The organism is Anaerococcus urinomassiliensis (assembly GCF_900128425.1).
GTDB classification, from domain to species: Bacteria; Bacillota; Clostridia; order Tissierellales; family Peptoniphilaceae; genus Anaerococcus; species Anaerococcus urinomassiliensis.
In genome coordinates this window covers 23,898-45,118 of sequence record NZ_LT635781.1, presented here as the reverse complement: position 1 = coordinate 45,118, position 21,221 = coordinate 23,898, and the positions used below count along the sequence as shown (strand labels likewise).

General features: G+C 34.5%; 17 protein-coding genes and 1 pseudogene. 2 read left to right on the top strand and 16 right to left on the bottom strand.

Going from position 1 to position 21,221, the window contains the following annotated elements; translation table 11 throughout:
* Positions 1-265: 265 nt before the first annotated feature.
* A complete protein-coding gene (locus tag BQ7474_RS00285) occupies positions 266-1,627 on the bottom strand; it encodes a class II fumarate hydratase (protein ID WP_073997085.1) in 1,362 nt (453 codons plus the stop codon).
* Positions 1,628-1,629: 2 nt separating this feature from the next.
* Positions 1,630-3,048: an aspartate ammonia-lyase gene (locus BQ7474_RS00280; protein WP_073997084.1), complete on the bottom strand. Its 1,419-nt coding sequence runs from the start codon at positions 3,046-3,048 to the stop codon at positions 1,630-1,632.
* Positions 3,049-3,176: 128 nt separating this feature from the next.
* Between BQ7474_RS00280 and BQ7474_RS00275 the strand changes: the two genes are divergently transcribed.
* A complete protein-coding gene (locus BQ7474_RS00275; RefSeq protein ID WP_082187846.1) occupies positions 3,177-3,611 on the top strand; it encodes an HAD family hydrolase in 435 nt (144 codons plus the stop codon).
* A gap of 359 nt (positions 3,612-3,970) precedes the next feature.
* Here BQ7474_RS00275 and tnpA read toward each other — a convergent pair.
* From tnpA to BQ7474_RS00225, 10 genes and pseudogenes are all read right to left on the bottom strand, one after another.
* Positions 3,971-4,432: pseudogene (gene tnpA / locus BQ7474_RS00270) on the bottom strand (IS200/IS605 family transposase).
* Positions 4,433-4,642: 210 nt separating this feature from the next.
* A complete protein-coding gene (locus tag BQ7474_RS00265) occupies positions 4,643-5,287 on the bottom strand; it encodes a hypothetical protein (RefSeq protein WP_073997083.1) in 645 nt (214 codons plus the stop codon).
* Entirely contained in the window at positions 5,271-6,614 is a 1,344-nt protein-coding gene (locus BQ7474_RS00260) for an MATE family efflux transporter (protein WP_073997082.1), read from the bottom strand. The genes BQ7474_RS00265 and BQ7474_RS00260 overlap by 17 nt, the downstream gene beginning before the upstream one ends.
* Entirely contained in the window at positions 6,601-7,479 is an 879-nt protein-coding gene (locus BQ7474_RS00255) for a metallophosphoesterase family protein (RefSeq protein ID WP_073997081.1), read from the bottom strand. The genes BQ7474_RS00260 and BQ7474_RS00255 overlap by 14 nt, the downstream gene beginning before the upstream one ends.
* 1 nt (position 7,480) lies before the next feature.
* Entirely contained in the window at positions 7,481-8,386 is a 906-nt protein-coding gene (locus BQ7474_RS00250; protein ID WP_073997080.1) for a carbohydrate ABC transporter permease, read from the bottom strand.
* A gap of 72 nt (positions 8,387-8,458) precedes the next feature.
* Positions 8,459-10,228: an extracellular solute-binding protein gene (locus BQ7474_RS00245; RefSeq protein WP_073997079.1), complete on the bottom strand. Its 1,770-nt coding sequence runs from the start codon at positions 10,226-10,228 to the stop codon at positions 8,459-8,461.
* Positions 10,229-10,239: 11 nt separating this feature from the next.
* Positions 10,240-11,274 (bottom strand): ABC transporter permease, encoded by a 1,035-nt coding sequence (locus BQ7474_RS00240; protein ID WP_218188967.1) that lies wholly within the window; start codon positions 11,272-11,274, stop codon positions 10,240-10,242.
* Positions 11,189-12,424, bottom strand: coding sequence for an ABC transporter ATP-binding protein (locus BQ7474_RS00235; protein WP_073997078.1), 1,236 nt, complete (start codon positions 12,422-12,424; stop codon positions 11,189-11,191). Before BQ7474_RS00235 ends, BQ7474_RS00240 begins: the two co-directional genes overlap by 86 nt.
* Before the next feature lie 294 nt (positions 12,425-12,718).
* Complete coding sequence (locus BQ7474_RS00230) at positions 12,719-14,068, bottom strand: MATE family efflux transporter (protein WP_073997077.1); 1,350 nt, start codon at positions 14,066-14,068, stop codon at positions 12,719-12,721.
* 255 nt (positions 14,069-14,323) lie between these two features.
* Positions 14,324-15,604, bottom strand: coding sequence for a YjiH family protein (locus tag BQ7474_RS00225; protein WP_143179973.1), 1,281 nt, complete (start codon positions 15,602-15,604; stop codon positions 14,324-14,326).
* A 706-nt stretch (positions 15,605-16,310) separates the two neighbouring features.
* On the opposite strand from BQ7474_RS00225, the gene BQ7474_RS00220 reads away from it, so the two are divergent.
* On the top strand, positions 16,311-16,898 hold the full coding sequence (locus tag BQ7474_RS00220; protein ID WP_073997076.1) for a GNAT family N-acetyltransferase: 588 nt from the start codon (positions 16,311-16,313) through the stop codon (positions 16,896-16,898).
* A 74-nt stretch (positions 16,899-16,972) separates the two neighbouring features.
* Here BQ7474_RS00220 and BQ7474_RS00215 read toward each other — a convergent pair whose 3' ends face one another.
* The 4 genes from BQ7474_RS00215 to BQ7474_RS00200 form a co-directional block, all read right to left on the bottom strand.
* Positions 16,973-18,121, bottom strand: coding sequence for an iron-containing alcohol dehydrogenase (locus BQ7474_RS00215; RefSeq protein ID WP_218188968.1), 1,149 nt, complete (start codon positions 18,119-18,121; stop codon positions 16,973-16,975).
* A 132-nt stretch (positions 18,122-18,253) separates the two neighbouring features.
* Entirely contained in the window at positions 18,254-19,132 is an 879-nt protein-coding gene (sdaAA, locus tag BQ7474_RS00210; protein ID WP_073997074.1) for an L-serine ammonia-lyase, iron-sulfur-dependent, subunit alpha, read from the bottom strand.
* A gap of 8 nt (positions 19,133-19,140) precedes the next feature.
* On the bottom strand, positions 19,141-19,803 hold the full coding sequence (gene sdaAB / locus BQ7474_RS00205) for an L-serine ammonia-lyase, iron-sulfur-dependent subunit beta (protein WP_073997073.1): 663 nt from the start codon (positions 19,801-19,803) through the stop codon (positions 19,141-19,143).
* Positions 19,804-19,886: 83 nt separating this feature from the next.
* Positions 19,887-21,119 carry a dicarboxylate/amino acid:cation symporter gene (locus BQ7474_RS00200; protein ID WP_073997072.1) on the bottom strand — a complete coding sequence of 411 codons (1,233 nt, stop codon included), beginning with the start codon at positions 21,117-21,119 and terminating at the stop codon, positions 19,887-19,889.
* Between the last annotated feature and the right edge of the window lie 102 nt (positions 21,120-21,221).

The following is a 21,221-nucleotide window of genomic DNA, read 5'->3' as shown; positions in this document are numbered from 1 at the left end:
ATGCTAAACATTCACTAACATTTTATGTTACAACCACTAGATTTTCAATTGTTCATACAAAATAATTTTAGGTTTGAATAGAGCTATTTTTTTTACAAAATTTTCTAAATTATCAACCTCAGGCTATGGTCTTTTTGATTTTTTATCACCATTATAAGTAACTTAATAAAAACTTTAGCTGATATAATCTTATGAGCGATCTTTATCGAATAAAAACTGACCCTTTAAGTTTTTTTGTTAAACTTTGGGTTATTATTTTATCGTTTTATACCATATTTTCTGGATTTACGTATTTATCAAATTCTTCTTCGCTTACAAAATCTAGCTCTCTGTTAGCTTCTCTAAGGGTTAGTTTATTTTCATAGGCGTATTTGGCTATTTGGCTAGCCTTGTCATAGCCTATGTGTGGAGAAAGGCTTGTTACTAGCATTAGTGAATTTTCTAAATTGTTTTCTATTGCTTCTTTGTTTGCCACAAGTCCTACTAGTAAGTGTTCTCTAAAGCAAGCTAGGGACTTGCTCATGAGGCTTACAGTTTGATCCATATTATAGATTATTAGTGGCATGTAGGCATTTAATTGGAGTTGTCCTTGACTGTTGGCCATGCTTATTGCCATATCATTTGCCATAATTTGAATGCTTACCATGGTGATTGATTCCACTTGGGTTGGGTTTACCTTGCCTGGCATAATTGATGAGCCTGGCTCATTGGCTGGTATTATCAGCTCTCCTATACCACATCTTGGTCCGCATGATAAGAATCTGATGTCGTTTGCTATTTTATACATATCGCTTGCAAGGGCTTTTATACTTCCATGGACATTTACTAGGGCCGACTTGCTTGCTAGTTGGTAGAACTTGTTTGTATCGCTTTCAAATTCTAGGTCCAATTGCTTTGTTAGCTCACTTGCTACTTCACTGCCATAATCTTTTGATGCATTGATTCCAGTTCCTACGGCAGTTCCACCTATGGCAAGTTTTCTTAGAGCTTGGCTTGCATTGTGTATGGATTCCCAATCTCTTTCTACCATAGTTCTCCATCCAGAAATTTCTTGGGAAAGTTTTAGTGGTGTGGCATCTTGCAAGTGGGTTCTTCCTGTCTTGATGATGTCATTTTTTTCTTCCAAATCTTTTAATACTTCAATTGTTTTTTTGATTTCTGGCAAGAGCTTTTCTTTTATTTTTAATATAGTTGAGATATGCATAGCTGTTGGGAAAACATCATTTGATGATTGGCTCATATTTACATCATCGTTTGGGTGGATGACATCTTCTCCTGCCTTTTTGTTAGCTATGTGGGCTATAACTTCGTTGACATTCATATTGGTCTGTGTGCCAGATCCTGTTTGCCATACTGTTAGTGGGAATTGATCATCGTAGTAGCCCAAAAGTATCTTGTTGCAGGCAAAGACTATGAGTTCTCTTTTTTCTTCACTTAGCTTTCCTTGCCTGTTGTTTACTATAGCTGCAGCTTTTTTTATATTAACTAAGGCATAAATTAGTGATTTTGGCATAAGTTCAGCATCTTGTGGGAAATTTTCAAAAGATCTTTGACTTTGTGCTCCCCATAATTTATCTGCTGGAACTTTAACCTCACCTATACTATCCTTTTCTATTCTATAATCCATTTTTATTCCTTTTTTAAGGCATCTTCGTCCAAGATACCTGGTTTTATCATTTGTTTAAAATCTAATATCTTTTCAAGTTCTTCTTTGCTAAGTAGTTCATCAGTAAGAACCAATTCTCTAATTGATTTGCCAGTTTCTAGGGCTTTGTGAGCTATATCACTTGCCTTTGCATAGCCTATATGAGGAGCAAGGGCTGTAACAAGTCCGATTGATTTTTCTACTTGTTCTGATAGTTCGCTTCTATCAGCCGTGATGTAATCTATACAATTAACCCTTAGTGTATAGATGGCATTTTTGAGTGTCTTTAGTGACTCAAAAAGATTGTAGAAAATAATTGGTTCAAAAGCATTTAGTTCAAGTTGTCCTGCCTCAACAGCCATAGTTACAGTCATATCATTGCCTATAACATTGAAGGCAACTTGGTTTACAACCTCTGGGATTACAGGGTTTACCTTACCTGGCATGATTGATGAACCAGCTTGTGTTGGTTTTAATTTTATATCGCCAATGCCTACTTGTGGACCAGAGCTCATAAGTCTTAGGTCGTTAGATATTTTTGATAAATTAGCTGCGAAGGTTTTTAAAATACCTGAAACATACAAGAAACCATCCAAGTTTTGGGTTCCATCTATCAAGTCTTCATTTTGCTTTAACTTCAAATCGGTTACTTCGCTTAAGACCCCAACTATTTCCTCAACATAAGTTGGATCCGCATTTAATCCTGTACCAATAGCTGTACCACCTAGGTTTACATGGCTTAGGCTATCAACAGCAAGGTCAAATCTTTCCAAATCACGGGTGATTACCCTAGCATAGGCTCTAAATTCTTGGCCAAGACTTATTGGAATCGCATCTTGAAGCTGAGTACGTCCCATCTTGTAAACGTCTTTAAATTCTTCAGCCTTTTTCTCAATAGATCTTATTAACAATATAGTTTCATCGATAAGTTCTTTAAAATATCTAATAAGGGCTATCTTACCACTAGTTGGTATAACATCATTGGTAGACTGACCCAAGTTTACATGGTCATTTGGGTGAACATTTTCATATGTACCTAAACCACCACCCATAGCAGTATTTGCAACATTGGCAATTACTTCATTGGCGTTCATATTAAAACTTGTACCAGCTCCACCTTGGATTGGATCAACTATAAAATTGTCCCTGTGTTGGCCTGCCAAAATTTGGTTACAAGCTGCGACAATTGCATTTTGTTGAGTTCTTGTCAAAAGACCAATCTTCTCATTTTCAATAGCACAGGCTTTCTTAACCTCAACTATTGCATTTATCATCTCACTATCCATTGATAAAGATGTAATATTAAAATTATTTCTTGCTCTTAGAGAATTTGCCCCATACAAGGCATCAACAGGCACTTCAATTTCGCCTATAGAATCGCGTTCTTTTCTGTAATCTGTCATCACTATCCCTCCTACTAACATTATAGTGATTAGATAAGACTCTTACAAGCCATTATACAAACGTTTTATAAAATAATATTATTTTAATCTGGTATGATAGACTTATAAACAAAAGAAAGCGAGAAAATATGAAATTATTATTTGATTGTGATGGTACCCTAATCGACTCTATGGGACTTTGGCTAAAAAGTATGAAAGATTTGATAGAAAAATCTGGACATAGCCTAGAGACCATGAGTGCATCTGACAGGATTCAAATAGAGTCCCTATCTTATGAAGATTGTGTAAAATATATTTGGGAACACTTTGTAACAGGCATGAGCGAAGAAGAAGTCACTGCCTACTTTGATAGCATATTAGAAGATGGATACAAAAATTCCATCCCAGCAAAAGAAGGTGCGTTAGAGACCATAAAAGCCCTTCATGACAAGGGCTATGAAATGGCTGTAGCTTCATCAAACAGCTCAACTCTTGTTAAAGCAGCCCTAAAAAGGCTAGGCATACACGACTGCTTTAAAGAATTTTTCACACCAGATTTAACAAATCTAAAAAAAACCAAGTAGAATTTTGGGAAAATACAGCCAAAGTATTAAAAACTCAAACAAAAAACCTAATCCTTTTTGACGATGCAGGCTACGCCCTAGAGGCAGCCAAAAAAGCTGGAATTAAAACTTGTGGAATCAAGGATTTCCCTTGGAATGAGAAAGAATGGGATGAAATAAAAGAAATTGCTGACTTTGCTGTTGATGGGATTGGGGACTTTAACTATAATGTAATCGTATAATCAAAACTACCAGTTTAGCTGATAGTTTGCACAGCGCCTATAAGGCGCGAATACCGGCACGCCCCTTTTGGGGCTGTCGAATATTCCATCACATGCGCCACTATCTCAACTACTACTTAAGCAGTTTTTTATTTGTTTTTATTCGACTTTCTCTCCCGTAAACGGGTCATAGTATTCCTTTATACTTATTTGGTCTGCGTAATAGTCTTCTTTTAATTGATTTTGTATTTATTCTTTTATTTTCTTTTCATTTCTACCCACTGTATCCACATAGTATCCTCTACACCAAAAGTGTCTGTTTCCATATTTATATTTTAAGTTGGCATGTCTATCGAATATTATCAGTGAACTTTTTCCTTTTAAATATCCCATAATTTGTGATATTGAATATTTGGGTGGTATTTCCACCAGCATATGGACATGATCAGGACACAGCTCTGCTTCTATTATTTTTATTCCTTTTCTTGAACATAATTCTCGAAGTCTGCTTCCTATATCTTTACTTAATTGCCTATATATTACTTGTCTTCTATATTTTGGTGCAAATACTATATGATATTTGCATCTCCGGCTTGTATGTGATAAAGTATTTTTATCCACGATTACCTCCTTATTTAATTGTGCATGTGACTATCACAATTATACTTTAAGGAGGTTTTCTTGGTGCTTGAAGCTAAAGCTAAATGCCTCCACCTGCATAGCAGGTGGTTTTTTGTTTCGCTCTCTTTCGTTCGATTAACTCACTTAAGTGGACAAAATAACCACTAGCAAAACTGCTGGTGGTTTTGAAATCATTTGAGACTTTTAGGACTAATTTAAATTAAATATTAAATAAGTTATTGATTTTTTATCTAACATTTTTACATAAAATTTATAGGATAGATTAATTGCAATTCCAGGTAATATAAGAATAAGTAAAATGCCAGAAACCCTTGAAAGTAGGTAGGCTATTACTATTAGAAATACATTTAAAACTAAGATATCTACCATGTGTACTATTGTCAATGATATGGCATTTTTTGCAATTTCTTTAAATTTTATCTCTGGATATTTTTCCATTAGATAAAAGCTTAGGGCCATAGAATTTATTAAAATGAAGGTCATTATTATGTTTATATAAAACATAGCTGTAAATAGTGGGTTAATGGATGTTGAAAAGTAGAATAGATCTACGGCTAATATTAAAATTAAGCTTGTATATAAGAGGCTCACTTTTAAGTATTTCAATGAATTACTTATAATATTATCCTTAAAAAACTTAAAGATTTTCACTTTTTCTTTGTATCTTTCATGATCTATTTTCTCATGAAGATCAAATACCATTACACTTGCCCCTGCAAATGTTAAAAATACTAGGCCAATTACAAGCGAAAATACATATATTAGTGAGTAAGATAAATAATAATATGTTTTTTCAAAAATTTTACTTATTATATTTCTATATTTGGATTCCATTGTCCACCTCATTTATTTTCTTCCATTTTCCAGATTTTAATCTCATTGTAAATAAAAGCCTTCTTAGAGTCTCGTCGATAATAAATATTATCCAAACTGTCTTAAGTCCCATTCCTAGTTTACTGACCATAAGATATGAAAGCGGAATTACTAAAATGTATGTTGTTACTATTCCTACAACAACTGGGAATTTAACATCCTTTAAGACATTTAATGAATTTACCAAAATTTCATTTGCAACTCTCATTGGGTCAAGTAATATTTGAAAAAATAATAGCTGTGTTACTATTTGAGTTATTTCTGGATTTTTAGTAAATATACCTACCAAAAACTTACCAATTAGGGCTAGTATTATATTTATTCCACCGGCTAATAAGCTAATCCTATTTGCATTTGTAACTGCAAAGCTATTTATTATATCAAAATCTTTATTTCTGTAATAATTACCAATAACAAGATTTCCACAAACACCTGCCGCAACTCCAATAGAAAATATAAATGAAGTAATGGTTTGTGTATAAATCTTGGAACTTACTGCTATAGTCCCCAAAGATGCTATAATTGCTGTTATAAATGTTTGGCTAAAATTATAGGAAATTTGTTCCATGGCAGACGGAATTCCAAGGGTTAAAATTTCTTTTTTTAAGGATATTTTTCTAAATCCATTTTTAAAGTCAAACAAATCTGGAATCTTACTTTTTAAGGTGAAAAATGTCAAAAGCATAGCCAAGAGTCTTGAAACTAGAGTTGCAATTGCAATAAATGTTATGCCACCTAAATTAAAAATAACTATTAATGAGTTTCCCAGGATAACCAATATTGTGTTTATTACTGAAACTTTTACTGCTATCTTTACAAATCCAAATGCGCGCAAAGCTCCAAGCATTAAAGATGTCATGGCCAAAAATATTATGGAAACTGATACTATTCTAATGTATATAGATGTTTGTTCCAAAAGTTCTTCTGGAGTTTGCATGAGCATAAGAAGATTTTTGTTAAATAAAAATACACTTATAACAATTAAAGCTGCAATTATTATATTTAAAATTATAGATTCTTTAAGAATTGACTTTACATAGGAAAGTCTAGATTTATCTGCATTTTGTATGATTAGTATGCTTGCTCCAAGGACAATGATATTGGTAATCATTGCAAATATATTTAATAATTGGTCAGATATACCGATAGCGGCAACCATTTGGTCATTAAATAAGGAGAATAAAAATACATTAAAATTCCCAATTAAAGTTAAAAATATTTGCTCTACTAATAGTGGCCAAAATAGGTTTTGGTACTCTTTTGTAAATAGTTTATTATTTATCTGCATTTATCTGAATATTTCTAGTTTTAATTTCAAAAGGATCTTTTGTAATTTCAATCACTGTTGCTCCTTTTGCTAAATCTCCATAGGCTTGGTAACCAGATGAATTTCCATAGGCTAAGTGAATACCAAAAAGCTCGCTGTCAAAGTTATTCTCGTGGTCATGACCTACAAGCATGCCCCATATTTCACCATTTAAAACCATATTCGCAAATAGTCCCGTATTTATTTTTGGTGCTGAAATTTCTTCGTTAGTTTCTTCTTGAACTCCGTATAAAATATTATCTTTGCTTTGCCAATATTCAGGAATTGGAATATGTTGGAATATTATGCCACGTTTTACCCCATCATTTTTCTTATTTTTATCAGATGTTTTTCTAAACCACTCGACTTGTTCTGGCAATACCCACTCGTAAGTTCCAAATCCAAGCTTATCATCAGCTCCTGAATCAATGAAGTATAAGTAAGCAATATCTTCATCATTGTCTGATAAAGTAATCACATAACTTTCCTTATCATCTATAATAAAGCTATCCTTCTTTTCTGGCTTTTTGCTAATGGTTTTTTCATAAATATCCCTTAGTTCGCTACGGCTTATACCTTCCTCGCTATCATGATTACCAAAAGTTATTGCAAGAGGTATGTTGTATTTATCAAAATAGTCCATCACTATTTGAAAAACTTTATCAGAATCTTTAACCCCATCTGACCACATAATATCGCCAGTGTGAACAATTAAATCTGGTTTTTCATCAGTGAGGATTTTATCGATTAAGTCAAAAGTCCTGATGTCATCCTCATGTTGAGGTAGATTTCCAAAGTGTGTGTCGGTAAATTGTACGATTTTAAATGTATTATTTTTAAATTCCATATTATTCCTTTACTGATCCTATGGTGATACCTTGGACAAAATATTTTTGTATAAATGGATATAAAATTACAATTGGTAATATAACTACAATGATAGTTGCCATTTGTAGGGAGTCTCCCGTTACCTGAATCTTATCAAGTTGTTGGTAGGCTGCACCTGAGTTTTTGGCCAAAATATCTGCTAGCCCTTGTTGGCGGGTTAACATATCTTGAAGTATTGTAGCAAGTGGTTTTAGTTTTTGATTTCTAACATAGAAACTTCCAGCAAACCAGTCATTCCAATGTCCCACAGCTGTAAAAAGTGTAACTGTAGCAAGGGTTGGCTTACTCATAGGTAAAACCATATCTGTAAAAATCCTGAATTCTTTCATCCCATCTATTCTTGCTGCTTCCACAAGGCTCATTGGCACTTGAGAAAATGCAGATCTTAGTAGCAAAATATTTGTAACACTATAAAGGCTTGGAATAATATAAACCCAAATGGTATTTGTAAGACCTAATTGACTAAGTACCAAATAGTAAGGGATAGTTCCTCCACCAAATAGCATAGTAAAAAATATAAAGAATGTAATCTTACCCCTACCTGGCAGGTCAGGAATTGTAAGGGCCCAAGCAGCCATAGACATCAAAAATACGCCAAGGGCTGTACCAAGTACTGTTCTAAATATAGAAATGAAAAATCCATTTATAAGGTTATCTTGCTTAAAAACTTCTCTAAAGTTTTCTAAGGTAAATTCTCTAGGAAAAAAGGTAATACCTCCTCTAGCTGCATCTTTACCTGAGTTAAAAGCAAGGGCTAGGATGTGTAAAAATGGCAAAATAATGGCAAGAGCCATAAGTATCAAAATAATATAAAATATAATTTGTGCCCATCTGCTTGTTTGGATGGCTTTTTTTGAACTGTCCATAATCCTCCCTAAAATAAAAGATTCTCCGAGAAATTTTAGCTTATTCTCGGAGAAGGCTTTTAATTTAAAATATTAATAGAATATTGTATCTCCATCTTTTTCTTTATCTTCTAAGAACTTACAGAAACCTTCGATGTCAGCATCTTTAAGTCTTTGACGAGATTGTTCTAAGATTGCATTTGCTTCTTCTTCACTTTTTGCATAATATGCTTTAAGAATTGCATCATCCCAATCTTCTAGAGCTTGAGTAAGATTTCCATCTTCTCCTTCAAATTCGTATAGGTAAGCTTTTGGATATAGACCATCGATTACTTCTTTGTCTTCGAATTTTTTGTCATAGTTATATTCTTCAAGAAGTTTTTGAGCTCCACTAGCTTCATCCCCTCTTACGCTATCTCCCCAAGATTCTTCACCAAAGTCTCCTAGGTTGTCCATGTCTGTGTATGCAAAGTGTTCGCCCCAGAATGCTCTAACGCCTCTGAAACCTTCTTTGATAGCTTCGTCTGGATTTTCATCTTGAAGTTCAACTAATTCTTTTTTAGGAACTGGTTTTCCATCTACCATGTCGTAGTGTTTACCTTCTAGACCGTAGAAGTATAGTCGTTTTCCTTCTTCGCTAGCCATCCAGTCTGCAAATTTTACAACTTCTTCTGGATTTTCTGTTGTAGCTGGTACTGCCCAACCTGTATAACCAGATTTATATGGTTTAACCATGTTGTCTGATCCGTCTACTCTTTTGATATCTCCAAGTGGCATCCATTCTCCATTGGCGATTTCTGGTCTGTAGTTGTGTGAGTCTGATACGATTGCAAATGATTTATTTTGGATACCTTCTTGAGCACGTGTTTCTTCCATTGTGTAGAATTCTGGGTGCATTAGGCCTTCTTCTAACCATTTACGTACTTTTGCAACTCTTTTTTCACCGTAATCTGTCATAGATTCGTGTTTAACTGTATCTCCATCTTTGGCAAATTTTTGTTCGCCTTCACCTTGCCACATTAAATCTCTATATGGTCTTGGTCTTTCAGAACCACCCCATGATGTTGGTCCAAGTGGTGTTACAGGGTTGCCATTATTGTCTTCATAGCCACCTTTAGCAATTTTGTTTAATAATTCTTCTAGTTGATCACTTGTTTTGATGTCATCTGTTTTTACACCAAGGTCTTCAGCAATATCACGTCTGATAAACATATTTCCAAATAACTTACGTCCTGGGTCTGCAGGATTTCTATTAATTGACATGTGAACTAGGTATGTTGCACCATCTTGGTCATCTCTCATCATGATATTATCTTTTGTATCTGTTGGAAGGTAGCCTTCTTCAAAATATTTACCATAAATCTTACTTTCTTTAAGAGGTTTAGAAATATCAGCAAACATTCCTTCATTACTAGCTTTTAATAATAATGGGAATTCTGGTCTACCTGAGTTGTCTAGGTAAAAAGCAACTGCATCTGGAAGGTCTCCTGATGAAAGTCCTGCTGCAAGAGCTTCATAAGAATCTTCATTTGATACTGATTCGATTGTTAGTGTGATACCTGTTTTGTCTTTGATATATTGAGCAATTTCTGGGCTCATTGTGCCTTCACCAGTATCTCCCGCTGATTCGAATACTAAAAGTCTGATTTCACGATCTGCTATCCATGTATCTGGTTTGTCTGTGTTTTCTTCTTCTGTGTTAGCATCTTTTTTGTCAGCATCTTCTGTTTTGTTTTCTGCACTTTGAGTTGTTTCTGTCTTGTTGTCAGTTGTGGTATTAGAATCATTGTTTCCACAAGCTGTTAGGGCAACTAAACTCATTGCCATTAGCATCGCTTTGCTAAAAGTTTTTTTGATATTCATATTTTCTCCTCTTACCATAAAGAATTTTCGCCGTATTTATCGGCTGCTTTGTTAACTGCAACTGTTAGTCCAAGTCCTACGAGTCCTTGAACAAGTCCAACTGCTGTTGCTGGACCGTAACGAGCTTTTTCAAGCCCTGTTTTTACTACATAGGTATCAATTATTTCTGATACTTGGTAGTTTCCTGGATTTTGCATCAAGTACACTTGGTCAAATCCAGCTGATAATATCCCACCTAAGGAAATGATAAATAATATCATAATTGTTTTTGAAATTCCAGGCAGGGTTACATGACGGGTTTGCTTTAATCTATTTGCTCCATCTATAGCTGCAGCTTCATAAAGGGATGGTGAAATCCCCATAATTGCCGCGTAATAGATGATTGAATCCCAACCAACATTTTTCCACAAATAAGATCCAAATACTGCTGGATAGAAAAATCCATTTTCCATCATAAAAAATCTGGAACCATCACTTGCTCCAATATTTCTTAAAAGGCTGTTGATAAGACCGGTGTTTGGAGCAAATAATTTGTTTAACATACCCACGACAACTACCCAAGAAATAAAATATGGCAGGTAGCTAACAGATTGGAATAATGACCTATGTTTAGTATTAACTATTTCATTAAATATCAGTGCCAATATTATTGGAAAAGGCAGATAAATAAATAATTTAATAGCTGAAATAATAAGGGTGTTTCTGATATAAATCGGTGTTTGTCTATCAGCAAAAAACTCCCTAAAATACTGGAGTCCAACCCATCCTTTTCCATACATGCCAGAGTTAAATGAAAATTTTCTAAAGGCTAGGATATTTCCTGTCATTGGCCAATAAGAAAATATTATGAAAAAAAGCAAGGCAGGCAATAGCATTAGATAAAAAGTTTTATATCTTGCCATTCTTTGCCACAAAGTTTTTTTCACCGGCTTAAAGTATGGGTCATTGTCGTTATCATCATTATTTGGAGGCTTGGAAACTGTGTGTTTGGCTATGTGTTCTGTCTGACTGATTTGATTGGTCATATTGCTTGTCTGATTTTCCACTAGCACTTCCTCCTTCCATAGTTATATTTTGATAATTTTTCTCATTATCAAGAACTATTCTATCTGTAGAGTCTTTGTCAAAGAAATTAGCAAATTCTAGGTCAAAAGCGAGGGTTAAATCTTGATTTCTGGTAAATTCTTCTAAAGTATTTACTTTTGCAATTATATTTTGATTATCAAGCATAAAGTGGATTAATGTCTCAGAGCCAAGCATTTCAGCCAAGCGAACATTTGTAGCAAATGGAACATATCGATCGTTTGCTTCACTTAGGTCACCGGCTAATACGATATTTTCTGGTCGGATTCCAAAAATTATTTCCCTATCCATATAGCCTTTAAAGCTTAGTTGGTTGAGGATACTTTCGTTTAGATTCAATGTCCCTTCTCCAGTTTCAAGTCCGTCTTTAGTAAGAGTTGCTGGAATAAAGTTCATTGCTGGAGAACCCATAAATCCTGCAACAAAAATATTATTTGGATACAAATAAATATCTTTAGGTGTAGAAACTTGTTGGATAACTCCATCACGCATCAAAACAATCCTATCAGCCATTGTCATAGCTTCAACCTGGTCATGGGTCACATAGATAGTAGTGTTTCCGAATTCTTTTGAAATGTTTGAAATTTCTGATCTAGTCTGTACCCTAAGCTTAGCATCTAGGTTTGAAAGTGGTTCATCCATCAAGAAAACTTTTGGATTTCTAGAAATGGCACGACCAAGGGCCACTCTTTGGCGTTGTCCACCAGAAAGCTCCTTTGGTAACCTATCAAGATAATCACTAAGACCTATAATATCAGCAGTTCTTTTTACTGTAGTGTTAATTTCATCCTGACTTTTATTTTGCATTTTTAGACCAAATCCCATATTTTCAGCAACGCTCATATGAGGATATAGGGCATAGTTTTGAAAAACCATGGCTATATCACGATCTTTAGGATGCACGTCATTCATCAATTTATCTTCAAAATAAAGCTTACCTGAAGTAATATCTTCCAGTCCCGCAATCATCCTTAGAGTAGTCGACTTTCCACAACCACTAGGACCGACAAGCACGATAAATTCACCATCTTTAATATCCAAATTAAAATCGCGAACAACATGATGCCCTTCAATATAATCCTTGTAGATGTGTTCAAGTTTAATATTGCTCATCTATTCTCCTTCTTAAAAGATTAAGATTTTAAAAAATTAGAATTACGAATTTATATAAATAATTTAATGTAAGTAATGAAAAACTTCGTTAAAACTCGTATCTATATGCTAATATATACGATTATTGTTAGTAAAAAATAAAGTTATTGTAAATACATATAAATATTAAAAATATGAAATATCAAGGTCGGATAAATTTACCCGGCATTATTTGTAAAATCATTTTACAAAAGATTTATAAGTAAAAGGTTTTTGTAAAATTAAAGTAAATTTTTCATAAAAAAAGCCTAGCATTTAGCTAGGTTTTTCAAGTTTATATTTTGCTTTTCTTCTTATTAATACCCCTACAAACAATCCCTTAAAAACTGAAGTAACTGTCATTGCAAGCCAGACTCCTGCTACTCCAAAAATTGGCATAAATAGTAAGGAGCACGGTATCCTCATTGTATCAAAAAACATAGCTATTCTTGCTGGTGTTTTTGTATCTCCTAGACCATTGAAGGCTCCTGTAAGTCCTATTTCTGTCGATAGAAATATTTGCGACATGGATAAAATCGCAAGATATGTAGCCCCAAGCTCTATAGTTTCCTTATCTGATGGAACAAAGAGTTTAAAGAGTGGGTATCTAAATAAAAATAGAACAAGATTTGATATTAGTCCAATTATAAATACTATTTGAAATGACTTTTTGATAGATTCTCTTACCCTATCAAAAAGCCCAGCCCCATAGTTTTGCCCAACTATGGCTGCAATGCCGACCTGGAGACCCTCTGTTGTGTTCCAAGTGATTGCCTCTAGCTGGCTACCAACTGTGTAGGCTGCAACAGCAGCTTCACCAAATCTTGCCATAAACTTATTCAAAATTATACTTATAAAGGCCATATATGTGCTCATCAAAGCAGAGGGCAAACCCATCTTAAAGATACTTTTGATCCAACTCCTCTGATAATCTATCCTAGTTAAGGCGCTTTTTAGAAGTTCATTTTTTCTAAAAATCACTCCTATGAAAATTAGGCTGACAAATACCTGAGCAAGTAGAGTTGCTATTGCAGCTCCTTTTGCTTCAAGGCGTGGTATAGGCCCAAGGCCAAAGATAAATATTGGATCCATTATTATATTTGCCACAAGTCCTACTGTATTTATCTTAAAGGGAGTAAGGCTGTTGCCCAGAGATTGGAAGCTTTGGGAAAACACCGGATTTATAAAGAAAAAAACCATGCCAAAGCTTATAATATGCAAATAATCTCTAGCATAAGAACTAGCCATATCAGTTAATCCATAGAAATTTACATATGCACTTGAAAATAATAGCATAAATATAGAATAAACCAGGGCTACAATTATAGTTAAAATATAGCCATTATTTAAAACCCTGATTGTTTCTTTCTTATCTCCTCTACCAAAGGATTGGGATACATAAACCCCTGTCCCAATCTTAGGAATAAGGGTAATAGCATTGGCAATCCAAAATAAAAATCCAGCTATTCCAACTCCTGCTATTGCATCTTTTCCAAGCCTGCCAAGGAAAAATATATCCACAAAGTTATATGTAATCTGTATAAAAGCCGTCAAAGCCAAAGGAATTGACAGTTTGAAAAGTGATGATGTGATATCACCCTTGGTTAAATCAACATTTTGATCCATAAATCCTCCTATGATGATAATATTTTACAACTTAATTTTAAAATTATCATTAAAAAAGGAAAGGGGCTGTTGCAAAATAGATAAATCGTTCCTATATCATTCGAGCACCCTCCCAGAAAGGTCTCTGTCAGCCGACTGGCTAATTACCTCCCTGAGCCGGCGGGCTAAACCTCAAACTTTCTGGGAGTGCACTCCAATGATGGAACGTTAGATATCTATCAATTTGCAACAGCCCCTTTCCTTAAATGCCCTTTGCTAGAAGAAAATATGGGCAAAGACTACTATTATTGGCAAGGTTATGATTGTCCTTTCCAAAAATAATATAAATAAATCTAGAAGTGAAACAGGCAAGTTAGAACCTAGTATCACAGCACCAGTTTCGGACATATATATTAATTGGGTTACTGAAACTGCTGCTACTATAAATCTTGTCATAGGGTTTGCTATTTCTGCTGCAAGTATGGATGGTACAACCATATCTGCAAATCCAACTACCATAGTCGTACTTGCTACTTCAGCTTCTGGGATTTGTAGAAGTTTAAGTAATGGCAAGAATGGCTTACCCAAAATTTGGAAAAACGGTGTTGCCTCTGAAACTATGAGAGCAATAGTACCTACTGCCATTATAATTGGCACAACTCCTAGCCATAGGCCTAGGACTGTTTTAATTGCACTTACAAAATAGTTTTTTACGCTGTTATTTTTTTCAGCCTTTTGTACTGCAAGTTGTAAGGCCCATTCATTTTTGCTAAAACCGTGAGGTATATTTTCTGCTTGAGCTTTGACTTCTTTGGTTTTGTACTTATCTTCTTTGCCAGCTAGAGGATATATCCTTGGCAATATCAAAGCTGCTACTATTCCTGCTACAGCAACTGTCAAATAAAATTTGCCAAAATAATCTGTTAGACCAACATTTTCCAAAACAACCAAGCAAAATGTGATTGATACCGCAGAAAAAGTCGTAGATATAATAGCTGCTTCTCTGGCTGTATAATATCCCTCTTCATACTGCTTATTAGTTAAGGTAACTCCAATAGTACCATCCCCAATCCAGCTTGCCAAACAGTCTATGGCAGATCTACCTGGTAGATTAAATACAGGTCTCATCACAGAGGTCAAAAACACCCCTATGTATTCCAACAGACCGAACTCTGTCAAAAAAGGTAAGACAAATCCAGCGACTAAAAATATTGTAAATAGACCACCTATCAATTCATACAAGATAAGTCCACCAGTATCAGGACCATACACTATATCTGGGCCCACTTTAAAGGCTGTCATAAGACCTAGGATAAGACCTATAAATCTTACTAAAAGCCAAAAATTAGAAATATCTGCTGCATTTTTTAAAACTTCATTATTTTCTATAAAAATTGGTTTAGAAATCTTATATATAAGAGCAAGTATGCAAGAAATGAATATGCATATCAAAACTAAAATATATATAGGAATAATAGAATCGATACCACTATTAACAGCCTTAGAAAGCACTGAAGCCATAACAGTTGATGATCCATCTTTTTCAAAAGGAGTCATTAGAAGTAGCACTCCTATAATAGAAGGAATTATAAACTTCAAAATCCTCTTTAGTGTCAACTTTTCCTTTTTGATCCCTTTACCATTCGGGTTATCCACTTAAATTACCGCCTTTCAAATTTCGCTTAATATATTTATTCCCAATTTGCAAAGAATTTAATAATTAATAAGCTTATACATAGTATAATGGGAAAAATATAAGGTCTTCAATTTCGTTAAATTTTAGACCTGCTATTGTAAGTTTACTCGAAATTGAAAAAAAAGCTGCTATTATGCTAAAATATTTGTATATATATTATGATTATTCCCAAAAAACGTAACATTAAATCCAATATAAAAGCTAATATGAGGTTGTAATTTGCCTATAATTTAAGATAAGTAAATCAGTAGACTTCTATATTTATAAGATATAAGCATATGAATAATTATAAATTAATGGCAAATTCCATAAGATAAAATAAAACTAAGAATACGAATAAATATACATATTATTTGTAGACTTAACAATGCTTTTCTAGAACCTATATTAATCTAGATCAATAGTTCATTAAATTTACTATTATCATGATGGAATTTAATGCCTAACTTCGAATAAAAAATATTCTATTTAGTATCTATACATCCTATATTATTACAATTTATGCGATAATATTTCCCTTATATTTATTTAGATAGTATAATCACTAAAAAGTATGAGGAAATAAGAATGAATGCTGATTTTAAGATTGATGGGAAAGTTTTAGAAACGGACAGATTAATACTGAGAGCTTTTGAGGAAGATGACTTGGATGATTTTTATGAGTATGCATCTGTTCCCGGCGTTGGTGAGATGGCTGGTTGGAAGCACCATGAGAATAAGGAAGAATCCAAAAAAATTTTAGATATGTTTATAGAGGGAGATAAGACATTTGCTATTTACCATAAGAACGATAATAAAATTATAGGATCTATTGGCATAGAAAAATATGGAACAGAAGAAGAGCCGGTAGGATTTAAAAATTATATCGGTAGGGAATTAGGTTTTGTATTGAGTAAAGAATATTGGAAATCAGGTCTTATGAGCGAGGCCGTATTTAAAATAATTAATTATTTATTTAATACTTTAAACTATGATTTTTTATTAGCGGGATATTTCTCTGCCAACCTGGCATCCAAAAAGCTCCAGGAAAAATGCGGATTTAAAGCTTATAAAAAAACAGTTTTTACTACAAATATGAATACCAAAGAAGCAGGCACGTTAAACCTTCTATTAAACCCTAAAAAAGATATAAAATTTATTTTTGAATCTCTATAGTTTTTAAAATTAAAAGCGGCTACTACATTTTACGTTTTAGTGTAATAGCCAATTTTTAAATAGTCATTTATTTACTAGAAGTCTACCTTTTCGCCGTAGTAAGCTGCCTTGTATATTTTCTTGATATCTTCAGCTGATGTTTCTCTTGGGTTTGTTAGGGTACAAGCATCAGCGAAGGCATTTTTGCTCATTTGATCTAAAACTTCTTCGAAGTCTTTTTCTTCAATTACGGTGTTTTTTCCATCTTTGATATTTGCTGCAATTCCTACTGATGCATTTAATTTTCTGATTTCTTCTGCAATATCATCAATACCCAGTAATTTTTCTAATTCATCATATTTATCAGTAGATTTTCTATTGTAATCAATGATGTATGGTAGCATAATCGCATTGGCTTCTCCGTGGGTTAGGTGGAAGATACCGCCAATTTTATGAGCCATGGAGTGAACTATACCAAGTGATGCATTGGAAAATGCCATTCCTGCAAGGGTTGAAGCATCGTGCATTTTTTCTCTTGCTTCTAAGTCTTCTCCATTGTCATAGGCCTTCTTTAGGTTTTCAAAAACAAGTTCTATAGCTTTTAATGCATGAGGTGATGTGTAATCATCGGCACTTGTTGAAACGTATGCTTCAACTGCATGGGTCATAACATCCATACCTGTTTGAGCTGTGATAAGTGGAGGCATTTTGGATGGGATTTCTGGATCAACTATAGCCACATCTGGAACAAAATCTGCGTGAACTAGTGGGTATTTTATCTTATTTTCTGTATCTGTGATTACAGAAAATGCTGTTATTTCTGATGCAGTACCTGATGTTGAAGCAATACAAGCCATCTTCGCCTTGTTTCTTAGTGGGGGATTTTCAAAATTAGCAAGCTTAGCAAAGTCATAGCCTGGATGTTCGTAATAAACCCACATAACCTTAGCAGCATCCATTGCAGAACCTCCACCTAGGGCAATAATCCAATCAGGACCAAATTCTACCATCTTTGCTCCACCATCTTTGCAAGTTTTGATAGAAGGATCAGGTTCTACTCCATCGATTATTTGAACTTCCATTCCACCCTCTTCAAGGATTTCCTTGGCTTTGTCTAAAAATCCAAATCTCTTCATAGAAGATCCGCCAGTAACTATAGTTGCCTTTTTGCCATCGAGCTCTTTTAGGTAGTCTAGGGAATTTTCACCATGAACTATTACTCTTGGTACACTGTAAACTTTCATTGCCATAATCTTTCTCCTTTTGTTAATTTATTATTTATCATTATTTTATGCTAAGATATCTTGTTTGTCAATCAATAAACAAGTTTAAATTTTGGAGAAAAAAAGAGCAAGCCATGCTTGCTCACTCCTATATTACATTGTACCATCAATATATTTTGCTCTTAGTTTTAGGGCAGATGGGCATACTGCTATGCCGCCTTCTCCTGTTTCTCTTAGGCCGTGTGGTAGGCTATCTCCTACTCTCTTCATAGCTTCTACTGCTTCGTCAAATGTTACATACATAGTAACTCCAGCCATAGCCATGTCAGCACTTGCTAGGGCGTTCATTACGCCGTTTGCATTTCTAAGGTTACACGGGAATTCTACCATGCCTCCGATTGGGTCACATACGAGTCCCATGATGTTTAGTAGGGCACAAGTTGCAGCTTTTTCTTGAGTTTCTATGTCATATCCACGAAGGTATACTGCTGCAGCTGCTGCCATTGCTGCTGCTGATCCTGTTTCTGCTTGGCATCCACCTTCAGCTCCCGCAAAGGTTGCATTGTCAAATATTACTTGGCCAATTTGGGTTGCTACTAGCATAGCTTCCATTAGTTTTCTATCGTCATAACCATATTTATGATACATAGTCATAAGTGTTGCAGGAAGTATTCCAGATGCACCTGCTGTTGGTGCAGCGACTATCCTACCCATGGCTGCATTTACTTCGCTTGTTGATAGGGCCATAGCCATAGCTTTTGCTGCAGTTTCTCCAAGTATTGATTCTCCTCCCAGGAAGTAATCATTCATTGTTTTAGCATTGCCACCTGTCATTCCTGTTACTGATGTTACAGCTACATCAAGGGCCGCGTGTGAAGATTCTTTCATTATGTCAAGTGTTCTTTGGAGTCTGTCAAATATTTCTTCTTCAGTTTTTTTAGTATTTTCTACTTCATCCTTTATGGATAGTTCCCACAAAGTTAAGTTTTCTTCTTGGCATCTTTCTTTTAATAATTCAAATTTTGTAAGCATAATTTTTCCTATTGTAAGTATTTAATGAAGGTAAAATCTTTACCTTTTCTAATTAATTCCAATACATCTTCTGTTAGCGGCTCGTCTAGTTCGCAAACAAGCATCACATTATCCCCTTCTTTTATGGTTTTCATTAGGTTAATATTGTAACCATGGTCAAAGAGTATGCTTGAAACAAAGGCAATTATGCCCTTTTGTTCTCCATATGACATAAATAGGGTTGGTTTGTTTGCATAGTATTCAATCTTGTTGCCATAAATTTTTGTGATAACTATTGCGCCGCCACCGATTGAGGATCCTTCTATATCAATTGGGCCCCTTCCGTCAGGGTATTTGAAAATAATCCTTACTGTGTTTGGGTGTACATCGCCAAGGTCTGTTTCTATGAAGTCATAAGCTATGCCTTGTTCTTTTGCATATTCAAAAGCATTGATAATTCGATCATCTTCTGGTCCAAAGCCTAAAACTCCACCAACCAAGGCTCTATTTGTACCGTGGCCCTTGTAGGTTGCTGCGAAAGATCCGTGCAAATAGAAAGCGACTTCATTAAAACCTGGCTCAACAATTTTTCTTGCTACATTTGCTATTTTACAAGCTCCTGCAGTATGCGAAGAGCTTGGCCCAACCATTACTGGGCCTATGATATCGAAAATTGACGCATTTACTGTCATATAATCTCCTTTTATGTTTTGATAAAGAAAGGTAGCAAACATAGTTGTGCTACCTTCTTTTAATTTGCAAAGGCTAATTTTTTCTATCTTGGATTTTCAACAACTGGTGCTGGTGTCCAATCCTTATTGCCTAAGATTACTCTATTATAAAATTTGTCTACTGCTACTGCTAATGCAACGTCACCTGAGATGTTTGCTGCTGTACCAAATGAGTCTTGGGTTAGGTATAGAGATATCAACAAACTTGCCATTGCTGATTCTGGTGAAATACCTACTATTGGTAAGAATGGCAATGCACTCATAACAGCCCCACCTGGTGCTCCTGGTGCAGCTACCATAGCAACACCCAAAGTTGCGATTAATGAAAGCATTAATCCAAATGAGTGTGGAAGGTTGTACATGTATAAAATTGTAAATACACAACCTGTGATTGTAATCATAGAACCTGGCATGTGTACTGTAGCTCCAAGAGGCACAACGAAGTCTGAGATTTCACGGCTAACACCGTTGTTTGCTGCACATTGTAAGTTTACTGGAATTGTTGCAGCTGATGATTGTGTACCAACAGCTGTCATATATCCCTTTATTTCATTTTTCATCATAGCAAATGGGTTTTTGCCTGAATAAGAACCTGAAATTATAAACATTAATGTTATATAAAGTAGGTGTAGGGTTACTATGCATAGGAATATTCTCCAGAATATGCTTAGTACTGCAAAAACTGATCCAGAGTGTGCCATATCTGCGAAGTTACCTAGAATGAAGAATGGAAGAACTGGTACAATTGCTAGTTCAAGAACTCTTACAATAATTAAGTTAAATTCAGAAACCGCGTTATAAATTACTTCACCCTTGTGATTTTTACGTAACCAAGAAATAGAAATACCCATCATAAATGCAAAAATTAAAGCACTTGTTACATCAAAAAATGGTGTTATTGGAACTGTGAAATATGGTTCAAGTCCATTTCCCTCTGAAGCTGTAATAGCATCTACTTGAGCCGAAGTAATGAATTTTGGAAATATATTGCTAGCCATAATGTATGATAAGCTTCCAGCTACTAATGTAGAACAATATGCTATTAATACTGTTATACCCAATAATTTACCTGCGCCTTCACCAAGATCTGCAATACCCTTGGTAACGAAAGCTAAAATCATTAATGGAATAATGAATGATAAGAATGATCCGAAGATCTTAGAAAATGTTACAAACAATCTCGTAAATCCAGCTGGCATATATGTGCCTATTAGGATACCGAGAACGATTGCAACGATTAGTTTTGGAACAAGTCCGATGTTTTTTAAACGTCCCATAAAATTCTCCTATGTATATTATTATGTAAACCTTTGCAACTAAATTATAACCTATTCTTCATAAAATTAAAATAGTAAAACATAAATTTTTTCAAATTTATA